Source organism: Nonomuraea sp. NPDC050547, assembly GCF_044457345.1.
Classification (GTDB): Bacteria; Actinomycetota; Actinomycetes; order Streptosporangiales; family Streptosporangiaceae; genus Nonomuraea.
In genome coordinates this window covers 460,033-482,229 of sequence record NZ_JBITGW010000001.1, presented here as the reverse complement: position 1 = coordinate 482,229, position 22,197 = coordinate 460,033, and the positions used below count along the sequence as shown (strand labels likewise).

At 69.6% G+C, this 22,197-nt stretch carries 19 protein-coding genes; 10 read left to right on the top strand and 9 right to left on the bottom strand.

Translation table 11 applies throughout. The annotated features are described in order from the left end of the window. Position 1: 1 nt before the first annotated feature. Genes carB through pyrR form a run of 5 tightly spaced genes read right to left on the bottom strand, consistent with a single transcriptional unit; the run spans position 2 to position 7,142 of the window. The gene (gene carB / locus ACIBHY_RS02245) at positions 2-3,289 is read right to left on the bottom strand and encodes a carbamoyl-phosphate synthase large subunit (protein ID WP_397305691.1); all 3,288 of its coding nucleotides are present in this window, start codon (positions 3,287-3,289) and stop codon (positions 2-4) included. Then, positions 3,282-4,379 (bottom strand): glutamine-hydrolyzing carbamoyl-phosphate synthase small subunit, encoded by a 1,098-nt coding sequence (carA, locus tag ACIBHY_RS02240; protein WP_397246037.1) that lies wholly within the window; start codon positions 4,377-4,379, stop codon positions 3,282-3,284. Before carA ends, carB begins: the two co-directional genes overlap by 8 nt. Positions 4,380-4,408: 29 nt before the next feature. Next, complete coding sequence (locus tag ACIBHY_RS02235; protein WP_397246035.1) at positions 4,409-5,698, bottom strand: dihydroorotase; 1,290 nt, start codon at positions 5,696-5,698, stop codon at positions 4,409-4,411. Then, entirely contained in the window at positions 5,695-6,612 is a 918-nt protein-coding gene (locus tag ACIBHY_RS02230) for an aspartate carbamoyltransferase catalytic subunit (RefSeq protein WP_379616470.1), read from the bottom strand. Before ACIBHY_RS02230 ends, ACIBHY_RS02235 begins: the two co-directional genes overlap by 4 nt. Continuing rightward, a complete protein-coding gene (gene pyrR, locus ACIBHY_RS02225) occupies positions 6,609-7,142 on the bottom strand; it encodes a bifunctional pyr operon transcriptional regulator/uracil phosphoribosyltransferase PyrR (protein WP_184960632.1) in 534 nt (177 codons plus the stop codon). The genes ACIBHY_RS02230 and pyrR overlap by 4 nt, the downstream gene beginning before the upstream one ends. 149 nt (positions 7,143-7,291) lie before the next feature. Here pyrR and ACIBHY_RS02220 point away from each other — a divergent pair, with 149 nt between their 5' ends. The 9 genes from ACIBHY_RS02220 to ACIBHY_RS02180 all read left to right on the top strand — a co-directional run bounded on the left by ACIBHY_RS02220 (position 7,292) and on the right by ACIBHY_RS02180 (position 16,359). Next, complete coding sequence (locus ACIBHY_RS02220) at positions 7,292-8,197, top strand: F0F1 ATP synthase subunit gamma (RefSeq protein ID WP_397246033.1); 906 nt, start codon at positions 7,292-7,294, stop codon at positions 8,195-8,197. 67 nt (positions 8,198-8,264) lie between these two features. After that, positions 8,265-8,507: a DUF3040 domain-containing protein gene (locus ACIBHY_RS02215; protein ID WP_397305690.1), complete on the top strand. Its 243-nt coding sequence runs from the start codon at positions 8,265-8,267 to the stop codon at positions 8,505-8,507. 108 nt (positions 8,508-8,615) lie between these two features. Continuing rightward, entirely contained in the window at positions 8,616-10,007 is a 1,392-nt protein-coding gene (locus ACIBHY_RS02210; protein ID WP_397246028.1) for an amino acid permease, read from the top strand. A gap of 15 nt (positions 10,008-10,022) precedes the next feature. Then, entirely contained in the window at positions 10,023-11,267 is a 1,245-nt protein-coding gene (locus tag ACIBHY_RS02205) for an arginine deiminase (protein WP_397246026.1), read from the top strand. Between the two features lie 26 nt (positions 11,268-11,293). After that, positions 11,294-12,298 (top strand): ornithine carbamoyltransferase, encoded by a 1,005-nt coding sequence (gene argF / locus ACIBHY_RS02200; protein WP_397101420.1) that lies wholly within the window; start codon positions 11,294-11,296, stop codon positions 12,296-12,298. Positions 12,299-12,303: 5 nt separating this feature from the next. Continuing rightward, a complete protein-coding gene (arcC, locus tag ACIBHY_RS02195; RefSeq protein ID WP_397246024.1) occupies positions 12,304-13,239 on the top strand; it encodes a carbamate kinase in 936 nt (311 codons plus the stop codon). A gap of 40 nt (positions 13,240-13,279) precedes the next feature. Further along, complete coding sequence (locus tag ACIBHY_RS02190; protein ID WP_397305689.1) at positions 13,280-14,701, top strand: amino acid permease; 1,422 nt, start codon at positions 13,280-13,282, stop codon at positions 14,699-14,701. Beyond that, a complete protein-coding gene (locus ACIBHY_RS02185; protein ID WP_397246020.1) occupies positions 14,698-15,564 on the top strand; it encodes a universal stress protein in 867 nt (288 codons plus the stop codon). The genes ACIBHY_RS02190 and ACIBHY_RS02185 overlap by 4 nt, the downstream gene beginning before the upstream one ends. 300 nt (positions 15,565-15,864) lie before the next feature. Further along, positions 15,865-16,359, top strand: coding sequence for a transcriptional regulator (locus ACIBHY_RS02180; RefSeq protein ID WP_026214021.1), 495 nt, complete (start codon positions 15,865-15,867; stop codon positions 16,357-16,359). 397 nt (positions 16,360-16,756) lie between these two features. Here the strand turns inward: ACIBHY_RS02180 and ACIBHY_RS02175 are convergent, their stop codons facing one another. Together ACIBHY_RS02175 and ACIBHY_RS02170 are read right to left on the bottom strand one after the other, a co-directional pair. Beyond that, positions 16,757-17,224, bottom strand: a complete 468-nt coding sequence (locus tag ACIBHY_RS02175; RefSeq protein WP_397305688.1) for a protein-tyrosine phosphatase family protein — start codon at positions 17,222-17,224, stop codon at positions 16,757-16,759. A gap of 666 nt (positions 17,225-17,890) precedes the next feature. Beyond that, positions 17,891-18,337, bottom strand: a complete 447-nt coding sequence (locus ACIBHY_RS02170; RefSeq protein WP_397246016.1) for an SAV_6107 family HEPN domain-containing protein — start codon at positions 18,335-18,337, stop codon at positions 17,891-17,893. A gap of 656 nt (positions 18,338-18,993) precedes the next feature. Here ACIBHY_RS02170 and ACIBHY_RS02165 point away from each other — a divergent pair. Beyond that, positions 18,994-20,775: a bifunctional metallophosphatase/5'-nucleotidase gene (locus ACIBHY_RS02165; protein ID WP_397305686.1), complete on the top strand. Its 1,782-nt coding sequence runs from the start codon at positions 18,994-18,996 to the stop codon at positions 20,773-20,775. Between the two features lie 7 nt (positions 20,776-20,782). Here the strand turns inward: ACIBHY_RS02165 and ACIBHY_RS02160 are convergent, their stop codons facing one another. Beyond that, positions 20,783-20,971 carry a ferredoxin gene (locus tag ACIBHY_RS02160; protein WP_184960620.1) on the bottom strand — a complete coding sequence of 63 codons (189 nt, stop codon included), beginning with the start codon at positions 20,969-20,971 and terminating at the stop codon, positions 20,783-20,785. Between the two features lie 10 nt (positions 20,972-20,981). Continuing rightward, positions 20,982-22,163 carry a cytochrome P450 gene (locus ACIBHY_RS02155; protein WP_397246012.1) on the bottom strand — a complete coding sequence of 394 codons (1,182 nt, stop codon included), beginning with the start codon at positions 22,161-22,163 and terminating at the stop codon, positions 20,982-20,984. Positions 22,164-22,197: the final 34 nt, after the last annotated feature.

Sequence of the window (22,197 nt, the reverse complement as noted above, 5' to 3'; positions counted from 1 at the left end):
CTCACCCCCGAAGCGCTCGTGCGTGCTCCTGGAGGGACCGTACGCCAACATCGCCCCGCACCTTGGCCTGGATGCCCGCGGCGGCCGCGGCGAGTCCCTGGACCGTGGTGATGCACGGGATGCCGCGCAGCACCGCGGCGGTGCGGATGTCGTAGCCGTCCAGGCGCGGCCCGGACTGGCCCGGACTGCCGAACGGGGTGTTGACGATCAGGTCGACCTCACCGTCCAGGATGCGCTGGACGATCGTGGGCTCACCTCCGGGTCCCGTGCCGTCGCTCTGCTTGCGCACGATCTTGGCATGGACACCGTTGCGGCGCAGCACCTCGGCGGTGCCCTCCGTGGCGAGGATCTCGAATCCGAGATCGGCCAGCGCCCGCACGGGGAAGATCATCGCCCGCTTGTCGCGGTTGGCCACCGAGACGAACGCGCGGCCCTTGACGGGCAGCTCGCCGTACGCGGCGGCCTGCGACTTGGCGAAGGCGATGCCGAAGAACTCGTCGATGCCCATGACCTCGCCGGTCGAGCGCATCTCCGGGCCGAGCACGGTGTCGACGCCCCTGAACCGGTTGAACGGCAGCACCGCCTCCTTGACCGCGATCGAGGCGTCCAGCGGCAGCGTGCCCCCGTCGCCCTGGGCCGGCAGCATGCCCTCGTCGCGCAGTTCCTTCAGCGTGGCGCCGAGCATGACGCGGGCCGCCGCCTTCGCCAGCGGCACCGCCGTCGCCTTGGAGACGAACGGCACGGTACGGCTGGCGCGCGGGTTGGCCTCCAGGACGTACAGCACCCCGGCCGACATCGCGTACTGGACGTTGAGCAGCCCGCGCACCCCGACGCCGCGGGCGATGCCCTCGGTGGCGGCGCGGATGCGCTTGATGTCGGCCCCGCCGAGCGTGATCGGCGGCAGCGCGCACGCCGAGTCGCCGGAATGGATTCCGGCCTCCTCGATGTGCTCCATGACGCCGCCGAGGTAGAGCTCGTGGCCGTCGAAGAGCGCGTCCACGTCGATCTCGATGGCCTCGTCCAGGAACTTGTCGACCAGCACCGGGTGCCCGCCCTCCTGGGCCGACATGTACGTGGTGAGGGTCTCGTCGTCGTAGACGATCGCCATGCCGGCCCCGCCCAGCACGTACGAGGGACGCACCAGCACCGGGTAGCCGATCTCCTCGGCCACCGCCAGCGCCTCCGCCACGGTGGTGGCGGTGCCGTGCTTGGGGGCGGGCAGGTTCGCCTCGGCCAGCACGCGCCCGAACGCGCCGCGTTCCTCCGCGAGGTGGATCGACTCGGGAGAGGTGCCGACGACGGGCACGCCCGCGTCCTTGAGCGCCTGCGCGAGGCCCAGCGGCGTCTGCCCGCCGAGCTGCACGATGACGCCGGCGACCGGGCCGGTCTGCTGCTCGGCGTGGACGACCTCCAGGACGTCCTCCAGCGTCAGCGGCTCGAAGTAGAGCCGGTCGGAGGTGTCGTAGTCGGTCGAGACGGTCTCCGGGTTGCAGTTGACCATGACGGTCTCGAACCCGGCCCTGGACAGCTCGAAGCTGGCGTGCACGCAGGCGTAGTCGAACTCGATGCCCTGGCCGATGCGGTTGGGCCCGGAGCCGAGGATGAGGACCTTGGACCGCTCGCCGTAGGGGACCTCGTTCTCCTCGTCGTAGGTCGAGTAGAGGTAGGGCGTGGTCGCCGCGAACTCGGCCGCGCAGGTGTCGACGGTGTTGTAGACCGGGCGCAGGCCGAGCGCGTGGCGCAGGTCGCGTACGCGCGTCTCGTCGAGGCCGCGGATCTCGCCGATCTGGACGTCGGAGAAGCCGTGCCCCTTGGCCCGCTCCAGCGTCTCGCGGGTGAGCTCGGGCGCGGCGGCCAGCGCCATCGCCTCCTCGTGCAGCAGGAAGAGCTGGTCGACGAACCACGGGTCCACGCGGGTGGCCTCGAAAAGCTCCTCCGCGGTGGCGCCCGCCCTGATGGCCTGCTGCATCGTGCGCAGCCGTCCGTCATGGGGGGTACGGCACGCGTCCAGCAGTTCCGCCTTGCCGGTGTACTCCCCGACCCAGGAGAACGACGAGCCCTTCTTCTCCAGCGACCGCAGCGCCTTCTGCAGCGCCTCGGTGAAGGAACGGCCGATGGCCATGGCCTCGCCCACGGACTTCATGTGCGTGGTGAGCGTCTGGTCGGCCCCGCGGAACTTCTCGAAGGCGAAGCGCGGCACCTTGACCACGATGTAGTCGAGCGTCGGCTCGAAGGAGGCCGGGGTGACCCGGGTGATGTCGTTGGGGATCTCGTCGAGCGTGTAGCCGATGGCCAGCTTCGCGGCGATCTTCGCGATCGGGAAGCCGGTGGCCTTGGAGGCCAGGGCGCTCGACCGGGACACGCGCGGGTTCATCTCGATGACGATCATGCGGCCGGTGGCCGGGTCGACGGCGAACTGGATGTTGCAGCCGCCGGTGTCGACGCCGACCTCGCGGATGACCGCGATGGCCACGTCGCGCATGTTCTGGTACTCGCGGTCGGTGAGGGTCAGCGCGGGCGCGACGGTGACGCTGTCGCCGGTGTGGACGCCCATCGGGTCGATGTTCTCGATGGAGCAGACGATGACCACGTTGTCGTGCTTGTCGCGCATGACTTCGAGCTCGTACTCCTTCCAGCCGAGGATGGACTCCTCCAGGAGCACCTCGGTGGTCGGCGAGGCGTCGAGGCCGGCTCCGGCGATGCGGCGCAGGTCGGACTCGTCGTAGGCGAAGCCGGAGCCGACGCCGCCCATGGTGAAGGAGGGCCGCACGACCAGCGGGTAGCCGAGCGTCGTGGCGGCGGCCAGGCAGTCGTCCATGGTGTGGCAGATCACCGACTCGGCGCTGGAGGCGTTGAGCCCCTGCTCGCGGGCGACCTTGGCGACGATCTCCTTGAACCGCTCGCGGTTCTCCCCCGCCTGGATCGCGTCGAAGTCGGCGCCGATCAGCTCGACCTCGTAGCGCTCCAGCACGCCCGCCTCGTGCAGGGCGACCGCGGTGTTGAGCGCGGTCTGCCCGCCGAGCGTCGGCAGCAGCGCGTCGGGCCGCTCCTTGGCGATGATCTTCTCGACGAACTCGGGGGTGATCGGCTCGACGTAGGTGGCGTCGGCGAACTCCGGGTCCGTCATGATCGTCGCGGGGTTGGAGTTGACCAGGATCACCCGGAACCCCTCGGCCCGCAGCACGCGGCAGGCCTGGGTGCCGGAGTAGTCGAACTCGCACGCCTGCCCGATCACGATCGGCCCCGAGCCGATGACCAGGACCGATTGGATGTCTGTTCTCTTAGGCACGCTGCATGACCTCGCAGAACTCGTCGAAGAGGTACGCGGCGTCATGCGGGCCCGCCGCGGCTTCCGGGTGGTACTGCACGCTGAAGGCGCGCCCGTCGAGCAGGCGCAGTCCTTCCACGCAACGGTCGTTGAGATTGACGTGACTGACCTCGGCCGGGCCGTACGGGGTGTCGAAGGAGCCGTCGAGCGGCGCCTCCACCGCGAAGCCGTGATTGTGCGCGGAGATCTCCACTTTTCCGGTACGCACGTCCTGGACCGGCTGGTTCACCCCGCGGTGACCGTAGGCGAGCTTGTAGGTGCCGAGCCCGAGCGCGCGGCCGAACAGCTGGTTGCCGAAGCAGATGCCGAAGAACGGCACCCGCGCCTCCAGTACCCGCTTCAGCGCGCCGACGTCGGCGGTGGCCGGGTCGCCCGGCCCGTTGGAGAAGAAGACGCCGTCCGGCTCGACGGCCATGATCTGCTCGAAGGTGGCGGTCGCGGGCAGCACGTGCACCTCGCAGCCGCGCTCCGCCATGCGGTGGGGCGTCATGCCCTTGATGCCCAGGTCGACGGCGGCCACGGTGAACCGCTTCTCGCCCTGGGCGGGGATCACGTAGGTCTCGCCGGTGGAGACCTGCTCGGCCAGGGAGGCTCCGGTCATCTGCGGGGCCTGCCGTACGCGCTCGACGAGTTCCTCGACCGGGACGGTGGGCGCGCTGAAGACGCCCGCCCGCATCGCGCCGCGCTCGCGCAGGTGGCGGGTGAGCGCGCGGGTGCCGCGCAGGGCGATCCCGACCACGCCCTGTTCCTTGAGGTAGGCGTCGAGGGAGCGGTCGGCGCGCCAGTTGGAGACGATGCGGGACGGCTCGCGCACGACGTATCCGGCGACCCAGACCTTCGACGACTCGGGGTCCTCGTCGTTGACCCCGGTGTTGCCGATGTGCGGGGCGGTCATGGCGACGATCTGCCGGTGGTAGGAGGGGTCGGTGAGGGTCTCCTGGTAGCCGGTCATGCCGGTGTTGAAGACCATCTCGCCGAACGTCTCACCCTCGGCGCCGTAGGGGGTTCCCTGGAAGACACGACCGTCTTCCAGGACAAGCACCGCGTTCACATGTGGCTCCCTCTGGTCGTGCACGGGTGTCAAACCAGCTTTCCTTCCAGAACGGTCGGCTTGCCCCGGAGGAAGGTGGCGACGACCCGGCCCGGGAGGGTCATCCCCTCGTACGGGGTGTTGCGGCTCTTGGAGGCGAAGGCGCGCGGGTCGACCTCGGTGCGGGCGCCCGGGTCGTACAGGGTGATGTTGGCCGGGGCGCCGGCCTCGATCGGGTTGCCGTGGCCGGACAGGCGGCCGATCTCGGCGGGCTTGAGCGACATGCGCTCGGCCACGCCCGCCCAGTCGAGCAGGCCGGTGTCGACCATGGCCTCCTGGACGACGCTGAGCGCGGTCTCCAGGCCGATCATGCCCATGGCCGCCGCCGCCCACTCGGTCTCCTTGTCCTCGACCGGGTGCGGCGCGTGGTCGGTGGCGACGACGTCGATGGTGCCGTCGGCCAGGGCCGCGCGCAGCGCCTCGACGTCGGCGCGGGTACGCAGCGGCGGGTTGACCTTGTAGATCGGGTTGTAGGAGCCGTTGGGCGACTCCTCGACCAGTTCGTCGGTCAGCAGCAGGTGGTGCGGGGTGACCTCGGCGGTGACGTTCCAGCCCTTGGACTTGGCCCAGCGGATGATCTCCACGGAGCCGGCGGTGGAGACGTGGCAGATGTGCAGGCGGGACCCGACGTGCGCGGCCAGCAGGCAGTCGCGGGCGATGATCGCCTCCTCGGCGACGGCGGGCCAGCCGGCCAGGCCGAGGCGGCCGGAGATGACGCCCTCGTTCATCTGGGCGCCGGAGGTGAGGCGGGGCTCCTGGGCGTGCTGGGCGACGACGCCGTCGAAGGCCTTGACGTACTCCAGCGCGCGGCGCATGAGCACGGCGTCGTCGACGCAGTGGCCGTCGTCGGAGAAGACGCGCACGCGGGCGGCGGAGTCGGCCATCGCGCCGAGCTCGGCCAGTTGCCTGCCCTCCAGGCCGACGGTGACGGCGCCGACGGGCTGCACGTCGCAGTGGCCGCCCTCCTGGCCGAGCCGGTAGACCTGCTCGACGACGCCGGCGGTGTCGGCGACGGGCGAGGTGTTGGCCATGGCGTGCACGGCGGTGTAGCCGCCGCGGGCGGCCGACTGGGTGCCGGTCAGGACGGTCTCGGCGTCCTCGCGGCCGGGCTCGCGCAGGTGGGTGTGGAGGTCGACCAGGCCGGGCAGCGCGATCGCGCCGCGGCCGTCGACGATCTCCTCGGTGCCCTGCAGCCCCGCGCCGATCTCGGTGATGGTTCCGCCGGAGACGCGGATGTCGGCGGGCTCGCCGCCCAGGACGCGGACATTGCGAATGATCATGCGGACTCTCCCCCGAGGAGCAGGTACAGGACGGCCATGCGGGTGGTCACGCCGTTGGCGACCTGCTCGACGATGGTCGAGCGCGGGGAGTCGGCCACGTCGGCGGCGATCTCCATGCCCCGGTTCATCGGGCCGGGGTGCATCACGATGGCGTCGTCCGGCATCTTGGCGAAGCGGTCGCGGTCCAGGCCGTAGCGCCGGGAGTACTCGCGCTCGCTGGGGAAGTAGGCGGCGTTCATGCGCTCCTTCTGCACGCGGAGCATCATGACCACGTCCGACTTGGGCAGCACCGCGTCGAGGTCGTAGGAGACCTCGCAGGGCCAGGTGCCGACGGAGACCGGCAGCAGCGTGGGCGGGGCGACCAGCGTCACGTCGGCGCCGAGCGTGGCCAGCAGCAGCACGTTCGAGCGGGCCACGCGCGAGTGGAGCACGTCGCCCACGATGGTGATCTTGCGGCCTTCCAGCGAGCCGAGGCGGCGGCGCATGGAGAAGGCGTCGAGCAGGGCCTGCGTGGGGTGCTCGTGGGTGCCGTCGCCGGCGTTGACGACGCTGCCGCGCACCCAGTTGGCCAGGCGGTGCGGCGCGCCGGAGGCGCCGTGGCGGATGACGACCGCGTCGGCGCCCATGGCCTCCAGGGTCAGCGCGGTGTCCTTGAGCGACTCGCCCTTGGAGACGCTGGAGCCCTTGGCGGAGAAGTTGATGACGTCGGCCGACAGGCGCTTGGCCGCGGCCTCGAAGCTGATGCGGGTGCGGGTGGAGTCCTCGAAGAACAGGTTGACCACCGTACGGCCGCGCAGTGTCGGCAGCTTCTTGATGGACCGTTCCGAGACGGCCGCCAGTTCCTCCGCGGTGTCGAGGATGAGCAGCGCGTCGTCCTTGGACAGGTCCGCGGCGGAAATGAGGTGCTTGTTCACTTGATCAACTCCACTGCGTCGCGCCCGTCGATTTCGTCGAGGAAGACCTTGACCTTCTCGCTCTTGGCGGTCGGCAGGTTCTTCCCGACGTAGTCGGCGCGGATGGGGAGCTCGCGGTGGCCCCTGTCGACCAGCGTGGCGAGCTGCACGGCCGTCGGGCGGCCCAGGTCGTTGAGCGCGTCGAGCGCGGCGCGGACGGTGCGGCCGGAGTAGAGCACGTCGTCGACGAGCACGACGGTCCTGCCGTCGACGCCGTCCGGCGGAAGCTCGGTGTGGCCGAGCGGGCGGGCGGGCTTGAGCCGCAGATCGTCGCGGTACATCGTGATGTCGATCGAGCCGACGGGGATCTTCACGCCTTCGAACTGCTCGATCCGCTCACCGAGCCGGCGGGCCAGAGTCACGCCGCGGGTCGGGATGCCGAGGAGGACGACGCCGTCGGCGCCCTTGGTGCGCTCGAGGATCTCGTGCGCGATCCGGGTCAGCGCCCGGTGGATGTCCGGGCCTTCGAGAACGGCCCTTGATTCGGACATGGGAAATCATCACCACCTTCCCCGCCTCACGGGACGGGACTTAAAAGGGTGTCGGTCGGGACACACAGTACCAGGCGCCACCAGCCACGATGCGGCGCCCCCTCGGCGCGCTAGCCTGATCGCGCACACCATGTAGTCGGGGGGTCACATTGGGTGCTCAGCTACGCCTGATCAGGCAGCGGATCAAGTCCGTGAAGTCGACCGCGAAGATCACACGAGCCCAGGAGCTGATCGCCTCGTCGCGCGTGGGCAAGGCCCGCGACCGCGCCGACGCGGCGCAGCCGTACGCGCGGGAGATCTCCGCGGCGGTCTCGGCGCTCGTCAGCCACCACATGAAGATGAACCACGCGCTGCTGAACGAGCGGCCGGACACCTCGCGGGTGGCGGTGCTGGTGCTGACCAGCGACCGGGGCTTCGCCGGCGGCTACAACCACAACGTCATCAAGAACGGCCAGGCCCTGCACGCCATGTTCGAGGCGCAGGGCAAGGAGGCGGTCTACTACGTGGTCGGCCGCAAGGGGGTCGACTGGTTCCGCTTCCGGGGCCGGGAGATGGCCGGGCACTGGTCGGGGATGAGCGGCCGGCCGGGCTACGACACCGCCGCCGAGATCGGCAAGACGCTCATCTCGGCGTTCGACATGCCGACCAGGGACGGCGGCGTGGGCGAGGTGCACGTGGTCTACACGGAGTTCGTCACGATGCTCACGCAGACGCCGCGCGTCACCAGGATCCTGCCGCTGCTGGTGGAGGAGGTCGAGGGCGAGGCGGAGGCGGCCCCGGGGCCGCCCAAGGCGCCCTACGAGTTCGATCCCTCGGCGGAGGCGGTGCTGGACGAGATGCTGCAGAAGTACGTGCGCTCGCGGATCTGGTACATGCTGCTGTCGTCGGCGGCGGCCGAGCACGCGGCGCGCCGTACCGCGATGACGGCGGCGACCGAGAACGCGCAGGAGCTCATCGAGAAGCTCACGCGCGAGGCCAACGAGGCGCGGCAGGCGGAGATCACGACGGAGATCACCGAGATCGTCGGCGGCGCGGAGGCGCTCAAGCACTCCTGACGGATTTGGCACAATCGGACAATGCAGTATAAAACCTCCTTCAAGGTCTCTTGGGGGAGGTTTCATCATGGCGCTGTCCGCGCGCGAGCAAACGGTCCTGGACGCGATCGCCCGCCAGCTCGCGGTCGAGGACCCGGCGCTGGTCAAGGACCTCTCCGAGCACGGCAGCGGGGTCGTGAGCGCCGAGCGCATCCCCCGGGCCTGGGACGCCTGGCCCGTGGCGCTGATCGCGCTGTGCCTCGCGGTCTTCACGGTCGTGCTGCTGCTGAGCGGTTCACCGTCCGATCTGCCGCATGCCGTGATCAGGTAATTTCCGGACAAGGCCCCGTGTCAGCGCTCTGAGTGCCGGGCACGTCACCGTGAGTCGCACGCGTTCCGCCTGCGGCTTTCCACGGACCGACGTGCACGGGGGCACCGCATGGGGGAACCACGACCGCCCGAGGGCGGTGTCACGACCGCGATTCCCACCGAGACCGCTCCCGGCTCCGGCGGACTCGGGCTCGGCTCGGCCATCGCGCTCATCATCGGCAACGTCGTCGGCACCGGGATCTTCCTGCTGCCCGCCTCGCTGGCCGCCTTCGGCACCGTCAGCCTCATCGCCATGGGCGTGGTCACGATCGGCGCCGTCGCCATGGCGATGGTCTTCGGCAAGCTCGGCGAGCGCATCCCCGCCGGCGGCGGCCCCTACGCCTACGCGCGCAGCGCCTTCGGCGAGTTCGCCGGCTTCTGGAACGCCTGGTCGTTCTGGCTGACGGCGTGGATCGGCAACGCCGCGATCGCCGTCGCCTGGGTCGGCTACGTCCAGTACTTCGCCCAGCAGGTCTTCGGCCTCGACTGGAACGGCGTGCCCATCGCCATCGGGCTGGTCGGCCTGTGGATCCCGGCGGTCGTCAACCTGATGGGCGCCAAAAACATGGCCGCCTTCCAGCTCGTCACCACGATCCTGAAGTTCGCCCCGCTGCTGTTCGTCGGCGTCATCGGGCTCTTCTTCATCCAGGGCGCCAACTTCGGCGCGTTCAACGCCACCGACGGCAACTGGGTCGGCGCCATCTCGATGGCGGGCGCGGTCGCCCTGTTCATCTACTCCGGCGTCGAGAGCGTGTCCATCGCCGCCGAGAAGATCAGGAACCCCGAGCGCAACATCGGCAGGGCCAGCGTCATCGGCGTGCTCGCCTGCGCGGTCCTCTACATCCTGAGCACCGTCGCCGTCATGGGCACCGTGCCGCACGAGCGCCTGGTCAACTCCACGGCGCCCTTCGCCGACGCGCTCAACAACATGTTCGGCGGCTCGGCCGGCGGCATCCTCATGGCCGCCTGCGCGATCATCTCCGGCATCGGCGCGCTGAACGGCTGGACCATGCTGGTGGCCGAGATGCCGCTGGCCGCGGCCAGGGACGGTATGTTCCCGCCGGTCTTCGGCAGGGTCTCGCGCCGGGGTGTGCCGGCCGCGGGCATCCTGGCCGGCACCATCCTGACCTCGGTGATGCTGCTGGTCGGCTACGCCTCGGAGAACGCCTTCAACACCATCGTGCTGCTGGCCTCCTTCACCACGGTCATCCCGTACTTCTTCTCCGCCGCCGCCCAGATCTTCTGGCTGGCCACCGGAGGGCGCCTGGTCGACAAGCGCCGCCTGGCCAGGGACATGGTCATCGCGGTCATCGCGCTGCTGTTCGCGTTCTGGATGGCCTTCGGCTCCGGCGCGGAGGCGGTACTCGGCGGGACGCTCATGCTCCTGGTGGGTGTTCCGGTCTACATCTGGGTCAAGTCCAAGAGGGGCGAGTACGGCCCGCGTGACGCCCGCGTTTCCTGAGGGGATAGAGAAGAAATGACCTTTCACGTCGATTCCGAGGTGGGCAGGCTCCACCAGGTGATGCTGCACAAGCCCGAGCTGGCCCTGAAGCGCCTCACACCCTCCAACAAGGACGAGTTCCTCTTCGACGACGTCCTGTGGGTGCAGCGGGCGCTTGAGGAGCACGAGGAGTGGCAGCAGGTCCTGCGCGACCGCGGCATCACGGTCTACATGCTGGCCGACCTCCTGCGCGAGACCCTCGACATCCCCGAGGCGCGCAAGCACGTGCTGGAGCACGTGGTCGACGAGCGCTGGATCGGCCCGCTGGCCGTGGACGCCGTGCGCAACGTCCTGGACGCCATGCCCTCGGCCGAACTCCAGCAGTACCTGACCGGCGGCATCACCAAGGGCGAGCTGATGGAGCGCGGGGTCGACCCCAAGAGCGTCGCCTACCACGTGCTGGAGGTGTCCGACTTCGTGCTGCCGCCGCTGCCCAACCACCTGTTCACCCGCGACACCTCCTGCTGGATCTACAACGGCGTCTCGATCAACGCCATGAAGAAGAAGGCCCGCCAGGCCGAGACGATCAACCTGGAGGCCGTCTACCGCTACCACCCGGTCTTCGCCGCCGGGTTCCGCCGTCCCGAGGCGGGCGGCTTCAACGTGTGGATGCCCGGCACCGCGGTCGCCCCGGCCACGATGGAAGGCGGGGACGTGCTGGTCATCGGGCGCGGGGCCGTACTCATCGGCATGAGCGAGCGCACCCAGCCGCAGGCGGTGGAGATGCTCGCGCGCAACCTCTTCAAGCACAACGGCGCCAAGAAGATCGTGGCGCTCAACATGCCGAAGGCCCGCGCCTTCATGCACCTCGACACGGTGATGACCAACGTGGACGTGGGCGTGTTCACCAAGTACGCCGGCCTCGGCATGCTGCCCTCCTACACGATCGAGCCCGGTGACAACGACAAGGAACTCAAGGTCACCGACCACCGCCCCGAGGACATGCACAAGGCGATCGCGCGCGCCCTGGACCTGGACGACATCAAGGTCCTGACCGCCCACCAGGACGTCTACGCCGCCGAGCGGGAGCAGTGGGACGACGGCTGCAACGTGCTGGCCATCGAGCCCGGCGTGGTCGTCGCCTACGAGCGCAACACCACCACCAACAACTTCCTCCGCTCGGAGGGCATCGAAGTGATCACCATCAGGGGCAGCGAGCTCGGCAGGGGGCGCGGCGGCCCGCGCTGCATGAGCTGCCCGCTGGAACGCGACGGCATCTGACCTTTCAGGTTCTCGGGGGGAACTTCATGGCATTCAACCTGCGCGGGCGCAGCTTTCTCAAAGAACTGGACTTCACGCCCGAGGAGTTCGGGTTCCTGCTGCGCCTGGCGGCCGACCTGAAGGCGGCCAAGTACGCCGGCGTCGAACAGCAGCGGCTCAAGGGCAAGAACATCGCCCTGATCTTCGAGAAGTCCTCGACCCGCACCCGGTGCGCGTTCGAGGTGGCCGCCCACGACCAGGGCGCGCACGTCACCTACCTGGACCCGTCCGGCTCGCAGATGGGGCACAAGGAGTCGGTCAAGGACACCGCCCGGGTGCTCGGCCGGATGTTCGACGGCATCGAGTACCGGGGCAGCGCCCAGTCGAACGTGGAGGAGCTCGCCCTGTACTCGGGCGTACCGGTGTGGAACGGGCTCACCGACGAGTGGCATCCCACGCAGATGCTCGCCGACATGCTCACCATGAAGGAGCACAGCGACAAACCGCTGCACGACATCTCCTTCGCCTACCTCGGCGACGCCCGCAACAACATGGGCAACTCGCTGCTGGTCACCGGCGCGATGTTCGGCATGGACGTACGGCTGGTCGCCCCCAAGGCGCTGCAGCCCGACCGGCAGATGGTCGTCAAGCCGGCCAAGGATCTCGCCAAGCAGACCGGGGCCACGGTCACCATCACCGACGACGTGGCCAAGGGCGTCAAGGGCGTCGACTACCTCTACACCGACGTGTGGGTGTCGATGGGCGAGCCCAAGGAGGTCTGGGACGAGCGGATCAAGCTGCTGAAGCCGTACCAGATCAACGACAAGGTGGTGAAGGCCACCGGCAACTCCAAGGTGAAGTTCATGCACTGCCTGCCGGCCTTCCACAACCGGGAGACGAAGGTCGGCGAGGACATCTACGAGAAGACCGGCCTGGACGCGCTGGAGGTGACCGAGAGCGTCTTCGAGTCGCCGCGCTCGATCGTCTTCGACGAGGCCGAGAACCGCCTGCACACGATCAAGGCCATCATGGTGGCCACCCTCGGGGACTGACCGCGATGCGCGTCATCGTCGCCCTCGGGGGCAACGCGCTGCTCAAGCGCGGGGACCGGCCGGACGCCGACACCCAGATCGCCAACGTCACCATCGCGGTGAAGACGCTGGCCAAGCTGGCGGAAGAGCACGAGCTGATCATCACCCACGGGAACGGTCCCCAGGTCGGGATGCTGGCGCTGGAGAGCGCCTCCGACGCCAGCCTGTCGCGGCCCTACTCCTTCGACACGCTCGGCGCCGAGACCCAGGGCATGATCGGCTACTGGATGCTGCAGGCCCTGCAGAACGCCCTGCCCGGCCGTCAGGTCATGGCGCTGGTCACCCAGACGCTCGTCTCGGCGGTCGACCCGGCCTTCGACAACCCGACCAAGTTCGTCGGCCAGGTCTACGAGCAGGCCGAGGCCGAGAAGCTGGCCAGGGAGAACGGCTGGGTGGTCAGGCAGGACGGCCCGTACTGGCGCCGCGTGGTGCCTTCTCCGGCGCCGCAGCGCGTGGTGGAGACCCGGCTGATCCGCAAGGCCGTACGCGACGGCGTCGTGGTGGTCTGCGCGGGCGGCGGCGGCATCCCGGTCGTCCGCGACGCCCAGGGCCGGCTGTCCGGGGTCGAGGCCGTCATCGACAAGGACCTGACCGCGTCGATGCTGGCCGAGGCGCTGGACTGCGACGCGTTCCTCATCCTCACCGACGTGCCGAGGGTCATGAAGGACTTCGGCACGCCGCAGCAGAGCGAGATCGGGCACACCACTCCGTACGAACTGCGCTCCATCGACTTCCCCGCCGGCTCGATGGGGCCGAAGGTGGAGGCAGTGTGCAGGTTCGTGGAGACCACGGGTGACATGGCCGCGATCGGCAAACTCGACCAGGCCGTCGAGATCCTCAAGGGGAAGGCGGGCACGATCATCACGCCGAGCGCCACCTGGCCGTTGACGAGCACGCTTTAGTCACATCGGGGCCGGTGGCCCCTTCTTTGGGGAGGTGCCGGTGGCACTGACACAGTTGTTCCGCATCAAGCCGACGGACGAGATCGTCGCGGAGGCCGGCAGGGGCGAGGGCGGCGAGCTACGGCGCACGATGGGCCTGTGGCAGCTCACCCTCTTCAGCGTCGGCGCCACGCTCGGCACGGGCATCTTCGTCATCCTCGGCCAGGCCGTGCCGAAGGCGGGCCCGGCGGTGGTGCTGGCGTTCGTGCTGGCCGCCATCACGGCCCTGTTCTCCGCGCTGAGCTACGCCGAGCTGGCCGGGACCATCCCGGTGTCCGGCTCGTCCTACTCCTACGCCTACGCCACGCTCGGCGAGATCGTGGCCTGGGTCTGCGGCTGGTGTCTCATGCTGGAGTACGCCGTGTCGGTCGCGGCCGTGGCCGTCGGCTGGGGCGAGTACCTCAACACGTTCCTGCAGGGGCTGTTCGGCTGGCAGCTGCCCGCCGAAATCACCCACTCCCCCAGCGACAAGGGCGGCGTCGTCAACGTGACCGCCATCCTCATCGTGCTGCTGTGCACCTGGCTGCTGCTCGGCGGCTCCTCCGAGTCGGCCACCGCCAACGTGGTCTTCGTGCTCATCAAGGTCGCGGTGCTGGCGTTCTTCTGCGTGGTGGCGTTCACCGCCTTCCAGGCGAAGAACTTCACCCCGTTCGCCCCGCTGGGCGTCCTGGGCATCACCGCCGCCGCCTCGCAGGTCTTCTTCTCCTATATCGGCTTCGACGCCGCCTCCACCGCCGGTGAGGAGGCCAAGAACCCCAAGCGCGACCTGCCGCTGGCGATCATCTTCTCCCTGGTGATCGTGACGGCGATCTACGTACTGGTCGCGGTCGCCGCCATCGGCGCCATGCCGTGGACCGACTTCGACCCGGAGAACACCGAGGCCAGCCTCGCCGTCATCGTCGACATGGCCACCGGCGCCACCTGGCCGGGCCTGGTCGTCTCCTTCGGCGCGGTCATCGCCATCGCCAGCGTCGTCCTCACCGTCATGTACGGCCAGACCCGCATCCTGTTCGCGATGTCGCGCGACGGGTTGATCCCGAAGGTGTTCCAGAAGGTCAACCCGCGCCGCCAGGTCCCGGTCGCCAACACGCTGATCGTGACGTTGTTCATCAGCGTCCTGGCCGGGCTCATCCCGCTCGGGCAGCTGGCCGAGGCCACCAGCATCGGCACCCTGTTCGCCTTCGCGATCGTCAACGTCGGTGTGATCGTGCTCCGCCGTACCCGGCCCGACCTGCCGCGCAACTTCAAGACACCGCTGTTCCCGATCACGCCGGTCCTCGGTGTGATCATGTGCGTGGTCGTGATGGCGGGCCTGCAGGGCGTCACGTGGCTGGCGTTCGCGCTGTGGATGGCCGTCGGTTTCATCTGCTATTTCCTGTACGGCTACCGCCACTCCAGGCTCCGCACGGAGGTGCCCCGATGAAGATCGAGAACGTGCTGACCGGCTTCATCGCCGAGCCCCGTGGACGCGACGGGCTGGCGCTCGCCGTACTCCTGGCCAGGCAGGCCAGGGCGAAACTGACGGTCGCGACCGTGCAGCCGCCCGCCTGGAACACGCCGGGACCCGCCAAGGCCGACGAGAGCGCCTGGCGCGCCTACCTGCGCGAGCAGGCGGACGCGACGCTGGAGCAGGCCCGCGAGCTGGCCGGCGACGAGGCGGACTACGTCGTCCACACCAACAGGGGCAGCGGCCGCGGCCTGGTGGAGCTGGCCCGCAAGCGCGAGGCGGACGTGGTCGTGATCGGCTCGGCGCCCTCGGGCGCCAAGGGCCGCATCTCGCTCGGCAGCACCGCCGACCAGCTGCTGCACTCCTCGTCGGTTCCGGTACTGCTGGCGCCCAAGAGCTGGTCGGAGGAGCCGCCGGCCGAGTTCGAGCGCCTCACGGTCGCCTACCGGCGCGGCCCCGGCTGCGACCACGCGGTGGCCGAGGCGGCGCGGGCGGCGGTGAGCCTGGACGTGCCGCTGCGGCTGGTCACGCTGGTCCTCAGCAGCGCCAGGAAGGCGAAGATCGAGCAGGAGATGTCCGAACGGCTGCGCGAGCAGGCGGCGGCGGACCTGAAGGCGGCCGCGCGAGGGCAGCGCCGCAAGCTGCAGGTGGACGTGGAGATCCTGGAGGGCAGGAACGTGGCCCAGGCCCTGGGCGCGGCCACGTGGCTGGACGGCGAGCTGATCATCTGCGCGTCGAGTAGTTCCGGGCCGCTGCGCCGGGTCTTTCTGGGCGACACCTCCATCAAAATCGTCAAGGCGGCAACATGCCCCGTGATGATCCTGACTCGAGAGCCATAGCTGGATATCCCTCGTCAAACTATGACGAAGTACTGTTATCAACGGGACAAGAGGGGCGTTTGAGGCGATCCATACCGGACCGGATTCGGCATCTTTTTTCCAATCAGCTTGACCTTCGGCTTAACCCCCTTTACCGTCACTGTGCGTAACCACTTTGCGCGGCGTTCTGGGGTAAACCCGGGGCCATGGCTACCGATGGTGCCGAGCTTGGCACCAGACCCCCCGGTGGCCGGGTCAATCGTCGCAAAGGCGCACAATCTACTGAGAGCAGTACATAACACGAGCCGGGGGGCCACAACGATGCCGTCTGAGTACGCAAAGTCGCTGGGTGCACGACTCCGCGCGATCCGCACCCAGCAGGGGCTTTCCCTGCACGGAGTGGAGGAGAAGTCGCGCGGACGCTGGAAAGCCGTGGTCGTGGGCTCCTATGAGCGCGGCGACCGGGCCGTCACGGTGCAGAAGCTTGCCGAGCTTGCCGACTTCTACGGGGTACCGGTGTCCGAGCTGCTGCCGGGCGGCGCCGCCCCCAGCCCGCTCGGCCCGACACCCAAGCTTGTGATCGACCTCGAGCGTCTGGCGACGCTGCCGAAGGAGAAGGCCGGGGCACTCGCCCGGTACGCGGCGACGATCCAGTCGCAGCGCGGTGACTACAACGGCAAGGTGCTCTCGATCCGGCAGGAGGACCTGCGCTCCCTTGCCGTGATCTATGACAAGTCGCCGAGTGAGCTGACCGAGGAACTGATCAGCTGGGGCGTACTCGACGCCGAGGCCCGGCGGGCGGTCGAGTCGTTCTGACCTGGTTCGTGAGAGGGCGCGCCTGAACACCTCAGGCGCGCCTTTCGCGCTTCCCCGGGGGCTTTGCGGTGTCCGCCGTGGCCGGGGTGCGGCCACGTGGGCTCCCGGGGGCTTGGGGAACCGCAGGATCTCCAGGCCGGGCATCCAGCGGAACCCCGTGCGCTCGCCACACACGAGCTCAGGAACACGCGGGCTCGCGAGCTCCGGGACGCTCGACCTCGCCCGGGGCTTGAGGGCCGCAACGGCCGAGGCGCACCGGCTCGCCGGCCCCCTGGAGCCTCTGGGCCGGGAGGGTGCCGCGTGGTTGGGCTGGTTGTGAGCTTGGCCGGTCAGCAGTGCGCCGTTGCGGCGGGCACCACGTCCGACGTGAGAAGCGATCCCCACGATCGGCGCCCGCTCACGACGGCGGGTGGGGTGGGGGCGGCTGTGCCGTAACGGAGGGAAATCTGGACACCCACCGCCGCTGCCAGGGGGTTTCGACGGCGCGGGGGTGGTGGTGGGCGCGGGTCCAGGCGATCGCGTCGGCGGCGGCGAGGCCGGACAGCACGGCGAGGCACGACAGGACGGTGCCGGTGCGACCCACTCCGCCTCCGCAGGCGACCTCGGCGTGTTCGCCCGCCTGGAGCCGTTCGTGCAGGGCTCGGATCAGGCGGACCGCTTCGCCCGTGTCGCGTGGCAGCAGAAAGTCCGGCCAGTCGATCCAGTCGTGCGGCCAGGTGTGCTCGTGCTTGCGTCGTAGCTTGGAGGTGCCGAGGTACAGGCCGTAGCCGGGGTTCGGTCCCTCGGGTGCGGGGTTGCGCAGCCCGCGCCCGCGCACCCAGCCACCGTCCGGCAGTTGGATCGCGCCGGTGAGTCGATCGTTCATCCGGCGACGATAGACCCGGCCGCTCCCCCTGGGCCCTGCCCAGACGCGGCGGCCGGTGCGGTCGACGACATCGGTGACCGCACCGACCAGGCATGAAGGCGCTCGCCCCAGGCCAGATCGGCCCATAGCGAAACCACCAAGCTCTGCTCAGAGCAGCGGGCTTCGGCCACATCTGCCAGCCGCCTGCGCACGCGCCGCCTGCGCCCACCACTGCCGCCCCTCGCGATGGCTGTTACCCCGTTGCTGTCGCCGCCAGGTGCCCGGGGCGCCCGGTGGGTGTTGTCGCCGGCAGGTGCCCGATGGCGTGCTGCGGCCGGGCAGGCGGCGCAGCCCGGATGGCGAGCTGCCTTCGGCCAGCGGAGGGCGCCTGATGGTGTGCTGTCGCTGGGCGGTGCTGCGGGTGGCTGGGTGGCCGCTAGCAGCCCGGGTATGCGCCTGCCCGCCTGCGCGGGGCGCTGTTGTCCTTGGCGGCTTCGGTGGGCGGCTCGTCGGTGGGTGGGGCGTCGGTTGGGTGATCCGGATTGCCGGGGAAGCGGCCTCCGTAGTGGCCTGGGGCATTTTGCGGGCGCCCGGGGCGGACCGGGAGCGCGCTGGGATGGTGGTTGGGGTGCCCCCTCGCCGGTAGCGGGAGCCGACATGGGGGAAGGCCATGCCGTGGTGCTCGTGCTAGCCGGCGAGGGGGATGTCCATGGGGAGCTGGGGCTGGGCGGGGACGCCCAGGAGGGACTCGGCCGTCGTGACGAAGGTCTCGGCCTCGGCCAGGAGTTCGTCGGCGTCGGCCGAGGTGATGCCGCGGACCACGCCCGCCTCGGCAGCCGCGCGCTTGGCGGCGCTCTGCGCGAAGTAGGCGGCCCACGGGGCAAGGTCGGGTTCGGCTTCGGGCAGGAGCTCCCAGGCGCTGCGCAGGCGGCGTCTGCGGCCCTCCATCGGCCTCGGGTGGGCGGCCAGGATCGCGGCGGACGCTCTCAGCGCCGCCAGGTGGGCCGCCACATATCGTGTCGCCGGGGTGCGGGCCGTCATCGCCTCAGCCAGGCAGGCACGTGAATCCGCCAGGTGTGCCCGCACCGCGGGCGACAGCCGGGGGCCGGTGTTGTCTGTCTGCCGTCGGGACATCTTGCGCGCCTCCTTGGGGTTATGAGGGCTTCCGGCGTTTCCACCGGTGGTGCTAACAATTTCAGAGCCCACCGACATTTCCGCCGGGCGGCCGGACGAGGAGCTTCCCCTCACCCCGTCCGGCCGGGACGCGCCCACTCGTCTCCGCCGACGACGAGGACACGCCCTTCGCCCGTGGACCCTGATCGCGGACCCCGCCATGGGGGAGGCGGTTCGCCCGCGACCAGGACCTGCAGACGCGAGCCGCGAGCCCCGCGTCCAGCATCGAACATAATTTCGATCACGTTGGATGTCAACCAATTCTGCGAACACGGGTTCGATCAGCGACAGGCATCCCAGCTCCGGCACCCCGCCCCCTGCCGACGCCACCCGATACACCCCCACCCCGACCCGGGCGGCTCAGCCCTACCCGGGAGGCGGGATCCGCCCTCCGGGGCCTCATCCACGGTGTCGAGGAGCCGCAACGCTCCATCGGGTACGCGCCACGAAGAAGAGCCGCGCCGCAACCCCTGGCCACCCGGCACGAGGGGCCGGACACGAAGCATCGCGCCGAGAAGCGTTGGTGATCGTTTGCTCGGGGTTGGGGAGCGCTTTACCGGGCGTAGGGGTGGGACGCGGAGGATCTGGCACGCAATTACCGACAATAGGAGCATTGCGTGCGATTCCCCCTTCGAGGCGCGGTCATCGCCGCGGCCATAGCCGTCCTCAGCGGGACCCAAGCCGTCGCCTTCGCCGGCACGCGAGCCGCCGAACCCCCCGCCGCGGACTCGGCCTCCGGCGGCCGGTCCGTCGACGTGCAGCTGCTGTCCCTCACGGACTTCCACGGCTACATCCGTCCCCACACCGACGCCGGCAACGGCACCATCAAGGACGCCCAGGGCAAGACCATCGTGGTGGGCGGCGCGCCGTACATCGCGACGCATCTCGACAACCTGCGCCAGGGCAAGCGCAACACCGTCACCTTCACCACGGGAGACAGTTTCAGCGGCTGGCCGCCGGAGGTGGCCAGGCTGGCCGACGAGCCGACGATCGAGTTCCTGAACAAGATCGGCGTGGACTTCTCGGCCGTGGGCAACCATGAGCTGGACATCTCGCTGGAGTTCCTGCGTGACCACATGGGCCGCGGCAAGTGCTTCGGGCAGCGTGGCGTGGACAGCTGTTTCACCGACTCCGACGGGCGCCGATTCCGCGGCGCGCGCTTCGACTTCTCCGCGGCCAACGTGACGCGCAAGGGAAGCACGCGGCCGGTCCTCAAGCCCTATGTGATCAAGTACTTCCAGGGAGTGCCGGTCGGGTTCATCAACCTGACGACCACGACGACGGTGGACGGCTCGACCTCGTTCCAGCCGTCGCTGGACAACCTGCCGCTGGTGGAGACGGCCGACAAGTACGTGGCCGAGCTCAAGCGGCGCGGCGTCGAGGCGATCGTGGCCAACGTCCACGAAGGTGGTACGGCCGGTGACGTCTACGACCGGTGCAACGCCAACCCCACCGGCCCGGTCATCGACTTCGCCCGCCAGGCCTCGGCCGAGATCGACGCGATCGTGACGGGCCACTGGCACGCGCCGTTCAACTGCTCGATCCCCGACCCGGAGGGCAACCCGCGCCCGGTCGTCGAGGCCGCCTTCCACGGCAAGCTGATCAACGAGATCAACCTGAAGATCGACCGCCGCAGCCGCGAGGTGATCCGCTCGGCCACGGTCTCCACGAACCACCCGGTCACCAGGGACGTCCCCGCCGACCCCGCGATGGTCAAGCTGGTCGACCACTGGGTGGCGGCCGAGAAGGGCGTCTCCGCCCGCCAGGTCGGTACGATCACCGGCGACCTGACCAGGACCCGCGACGCCGACGGCGAGAGCACGCTCGGCAACGTGCTGGCCGACGCCGAGCGCGCCGACAGCGCCGACGCCGACCTGGCCATGGTGGCGGTGGCGCCGGCGAAGGGCTCGAACTCGTTGCGCGGCGACCTGCGCTTCGCCAAGGGCGCCGACCCGGCCGACGGCGACGGCAGGGTGCTGTTCGGCGAGGCGTGGAACACCTGGGGCTACGCCAACCCGGTGGTCACCGCGACCGTCAAGGGCGGCCAGATCGACCAGGCGCTCGAGCAGCAGTGGCAGACGCAGCCCGACGGGACGATCCGGTTCGCCCCGCTGGCCGTATCAGGAAATGTCCGCTTCTCGTATGACGTGAGCAAGCCGGTCGGCGAGCGCGTCCAGAACGTGCTCATCGACGGCAAGGCGCTCGACCCGGCCCGCGGCTACCGGCTGGCCGCCCTGGCCTACACGCTGATCGGCGCCGACGGCTACAGCGCCTTCGCCGGGTACACGGACGCGGTCCGCGGCAGCCGGGACTACGAGGCCTTCCGCGCTTTCCTCGCGAAGGGCCCCGTCTCCCCGCCCGCCCTGGACCGCGCCGTCGCCGTGAACGCCGCTTCCTGACCTGTGCTCAGACGCTGATCGCGCCCGAAGGGCACTGCTGGACGGCCCGCCGTACCAGAGCCTCCTGCCCTTCCGGAACGGGTGAGACGAGCACCACGACGGTGCCCTCCTCCTCGCTCTGGTCGAACACCTCGGGCGCGGTCAGCGCGCACATGCCGGCTCCGATGCAGACGTCCGTGTCCGCTTTGATCTCCATACCTACCTCTCTACCAGGTCACGGGGAGGCGGTGCACGCCATAGATGGCCATGTCCGAGCGCATCGGCACCTCCGACGGCGCGCACGCCAGCCGCAGCCCGGGAAAACGCCGCAGCAGCGCGGGGAAGGCGATGCGCATCTCGATCCTGGCCAGTTGCTGGCCGAGGCACTGGTGGATGCCGTGCCCGAAGGTCAGGTGGCCGCTGGTGGCACGGGTGAGGTCGAGCCGGTCGGGCGCCTCGAAGTGGGCGGAGTCGCGGTTGGCCGAGGACAGCGAGATCGTGACCGACTCCCCCGCCTTGATCTGGTGGCCCTCGATCTCCACGTCCTCCAGCGCCGCCCTGATCGGGCCGGCGTGGATGATCGTGAGGTAGCGGAGCAGTTCCTCGACCCCGTTGTCCACCGCCGAGGGGTCGTCGCGCATGAGCGCGAGCTGGTCCGGGTTGGTGAGCAGGGCGTAGGTGCCGAGGCCGAGCATGTTCGCGGTGGTCTCGTGACCGGCGATGAGCAGCAGGAACGCCACGCCGAGCAGTTCGTCGTCCTCCAGGTCGAGCAGCCCGCTGAGCAGCGCCTCGTCGGGCTGGGCGCGCTTCTTCGCGATGAGCCCGTACAGGTATCCGGCCAGGTCCTGGTAGGCGGCGATCATCACGTCGGCCTCGCCGTCGAACGACAGCAGCGTGGCCGAGTCGCGCTGGAAGGTCTCCCTGTCCTCGTACGGCACGCCGAGCAGCTCGCAGATGACCAGCGACGGGATCGGCAGCGCGAAGTCCTTGACCAGGTCGGCCGGCGCCGTCATGGCGTCGAGCCGCTCCTCGGTGATCTCGGCGATCCGCGGCTCCAGCCCTTTCATCCGCCGGACCGTGAACTGGCCGGTCAGCAGCTTGCGGTAGCGGGTGTGGTCGGGCGGGTCCATCCGCAGGAACATCCCCGCCGGCGGCTTGCTGTTCGGCATCTGCTTCTTGAACTTCTCCGCGATCGCCGCCCGCGACGGGACGGCCTGGTGCTGGAGCTCCATCCGGTTGCTGAAGCGGTTGTCGGCGAGGATGGCGCGGGCGACGCCGTATCCGGTGACGAGCCAGCCCTCGTGGCCGTCCGGGTAGGTCATGCGGTGCACGGAGCCCTGCTCCCTCAGGACGCCGAACTCGTCGGGCGGGTCGAGCGGCCGCTGCCGCCGCATGGGAAAGGTTGTCATGAGTCCAGAAAACCTCAGTTGATGTAATTTTTCA

Excerpts from the sequence above, each read along its gene's own strand:
- ACIBHY_RS02160 (WP_184960620.1), bottom strand. The coding sequence starts at position 20,971 with ATGGAGATCAAAGCGGACACGGACGTCTGCATCGGAGCCGGCATGTGC.
- ACIBHY_RS02175 (WP_397305688.1), bottom strand. The coding sequence starts at position 17,224 with ATGAACGATCGACTCACCGGCGCGATCCAACTGCCGGACGGTGGCTGG.
- ACIBHY_RS02155 (WP_397246012.1), bottom strand. The coding sequence starts at position 22,163 with ATGACAACCTTTCCCATGCGGCGGCAGCGGCCGCTCGACCCGCCCGAC.
- ACIBHY_RS02205 (WP_397246026.1), top strand. The coding sequence starts at position 10,023 with ATGACCTTTCACGTCGATTCCGAGGTGGGCAGGCTCCACCAGGTGATG.
- arcC (WP_397246024.1), top strand. The coding sequence starts at position 12,304 with ATGCGCGTCATCGTCGCCCTCGGGGGCAACGCGCTGCTCAAGCGCGGG.
- ACIBHY_RS02210 (WP_397246028.1), top strand. The coding sequence starts at position 8,616 with ATGGGGGAACCACGACCGCCCGAGGGCGGTGTCACGACCGCGATTCCC.
- pyrR (WP_184960632.1), bottom strand. The coding sequence starts at position 7,142 with ATGTCCGAATCAAGGGCCGTTCTCGAAGGCCCGGACATCCACCGGGCG.
- ACIBHY_RS02215 (WP_397305690.1), top strand. The coding sequence starts at position 8,265 with ATGGCGCTGTCCGCGCGCGAGCAAACGGTCCTGGACGCGATCGCCCGC.
- argF (WP_397101420.1), top strand. The coding sequence starts at position 11,294 with ATGGCATTCAACCTGCGCGGGCGCAGCTTTCTCAAAGAACTGGACTTC.
- ACIBHY_RS02235 (WP_397246035.1), bottom strand. The coding sequence starts at position 5,698 with ATGATCATTCGCAATGTCCGCGTCCTGGGCGGCGAGCCCGCCGACATC.
- ACIBHY_RS02170 (WP_397246016.1), bottom strand. The coding sequence starts at position 18,337 with ATGTCCCGACGGCAGACAGACAACACCGGCCCCCGGCTGTCGCCCGCG.
- ACIBHY_RS02185 (WP_397246020.1), top strand. The coding sequence starts at position 14,698 with ATGAAGATCGAGAACGTGCTGACCGGCTTCATCGCCGAGCCCCGTGGA.
- ACIBHY_RS02180 (WP_026214021.1), top strand. The coding sequence starts at position 15,865 with ATGCCGTCTGAGTACGCAAAGTCGCTGGGTGCACGACTCCGCGCGATC.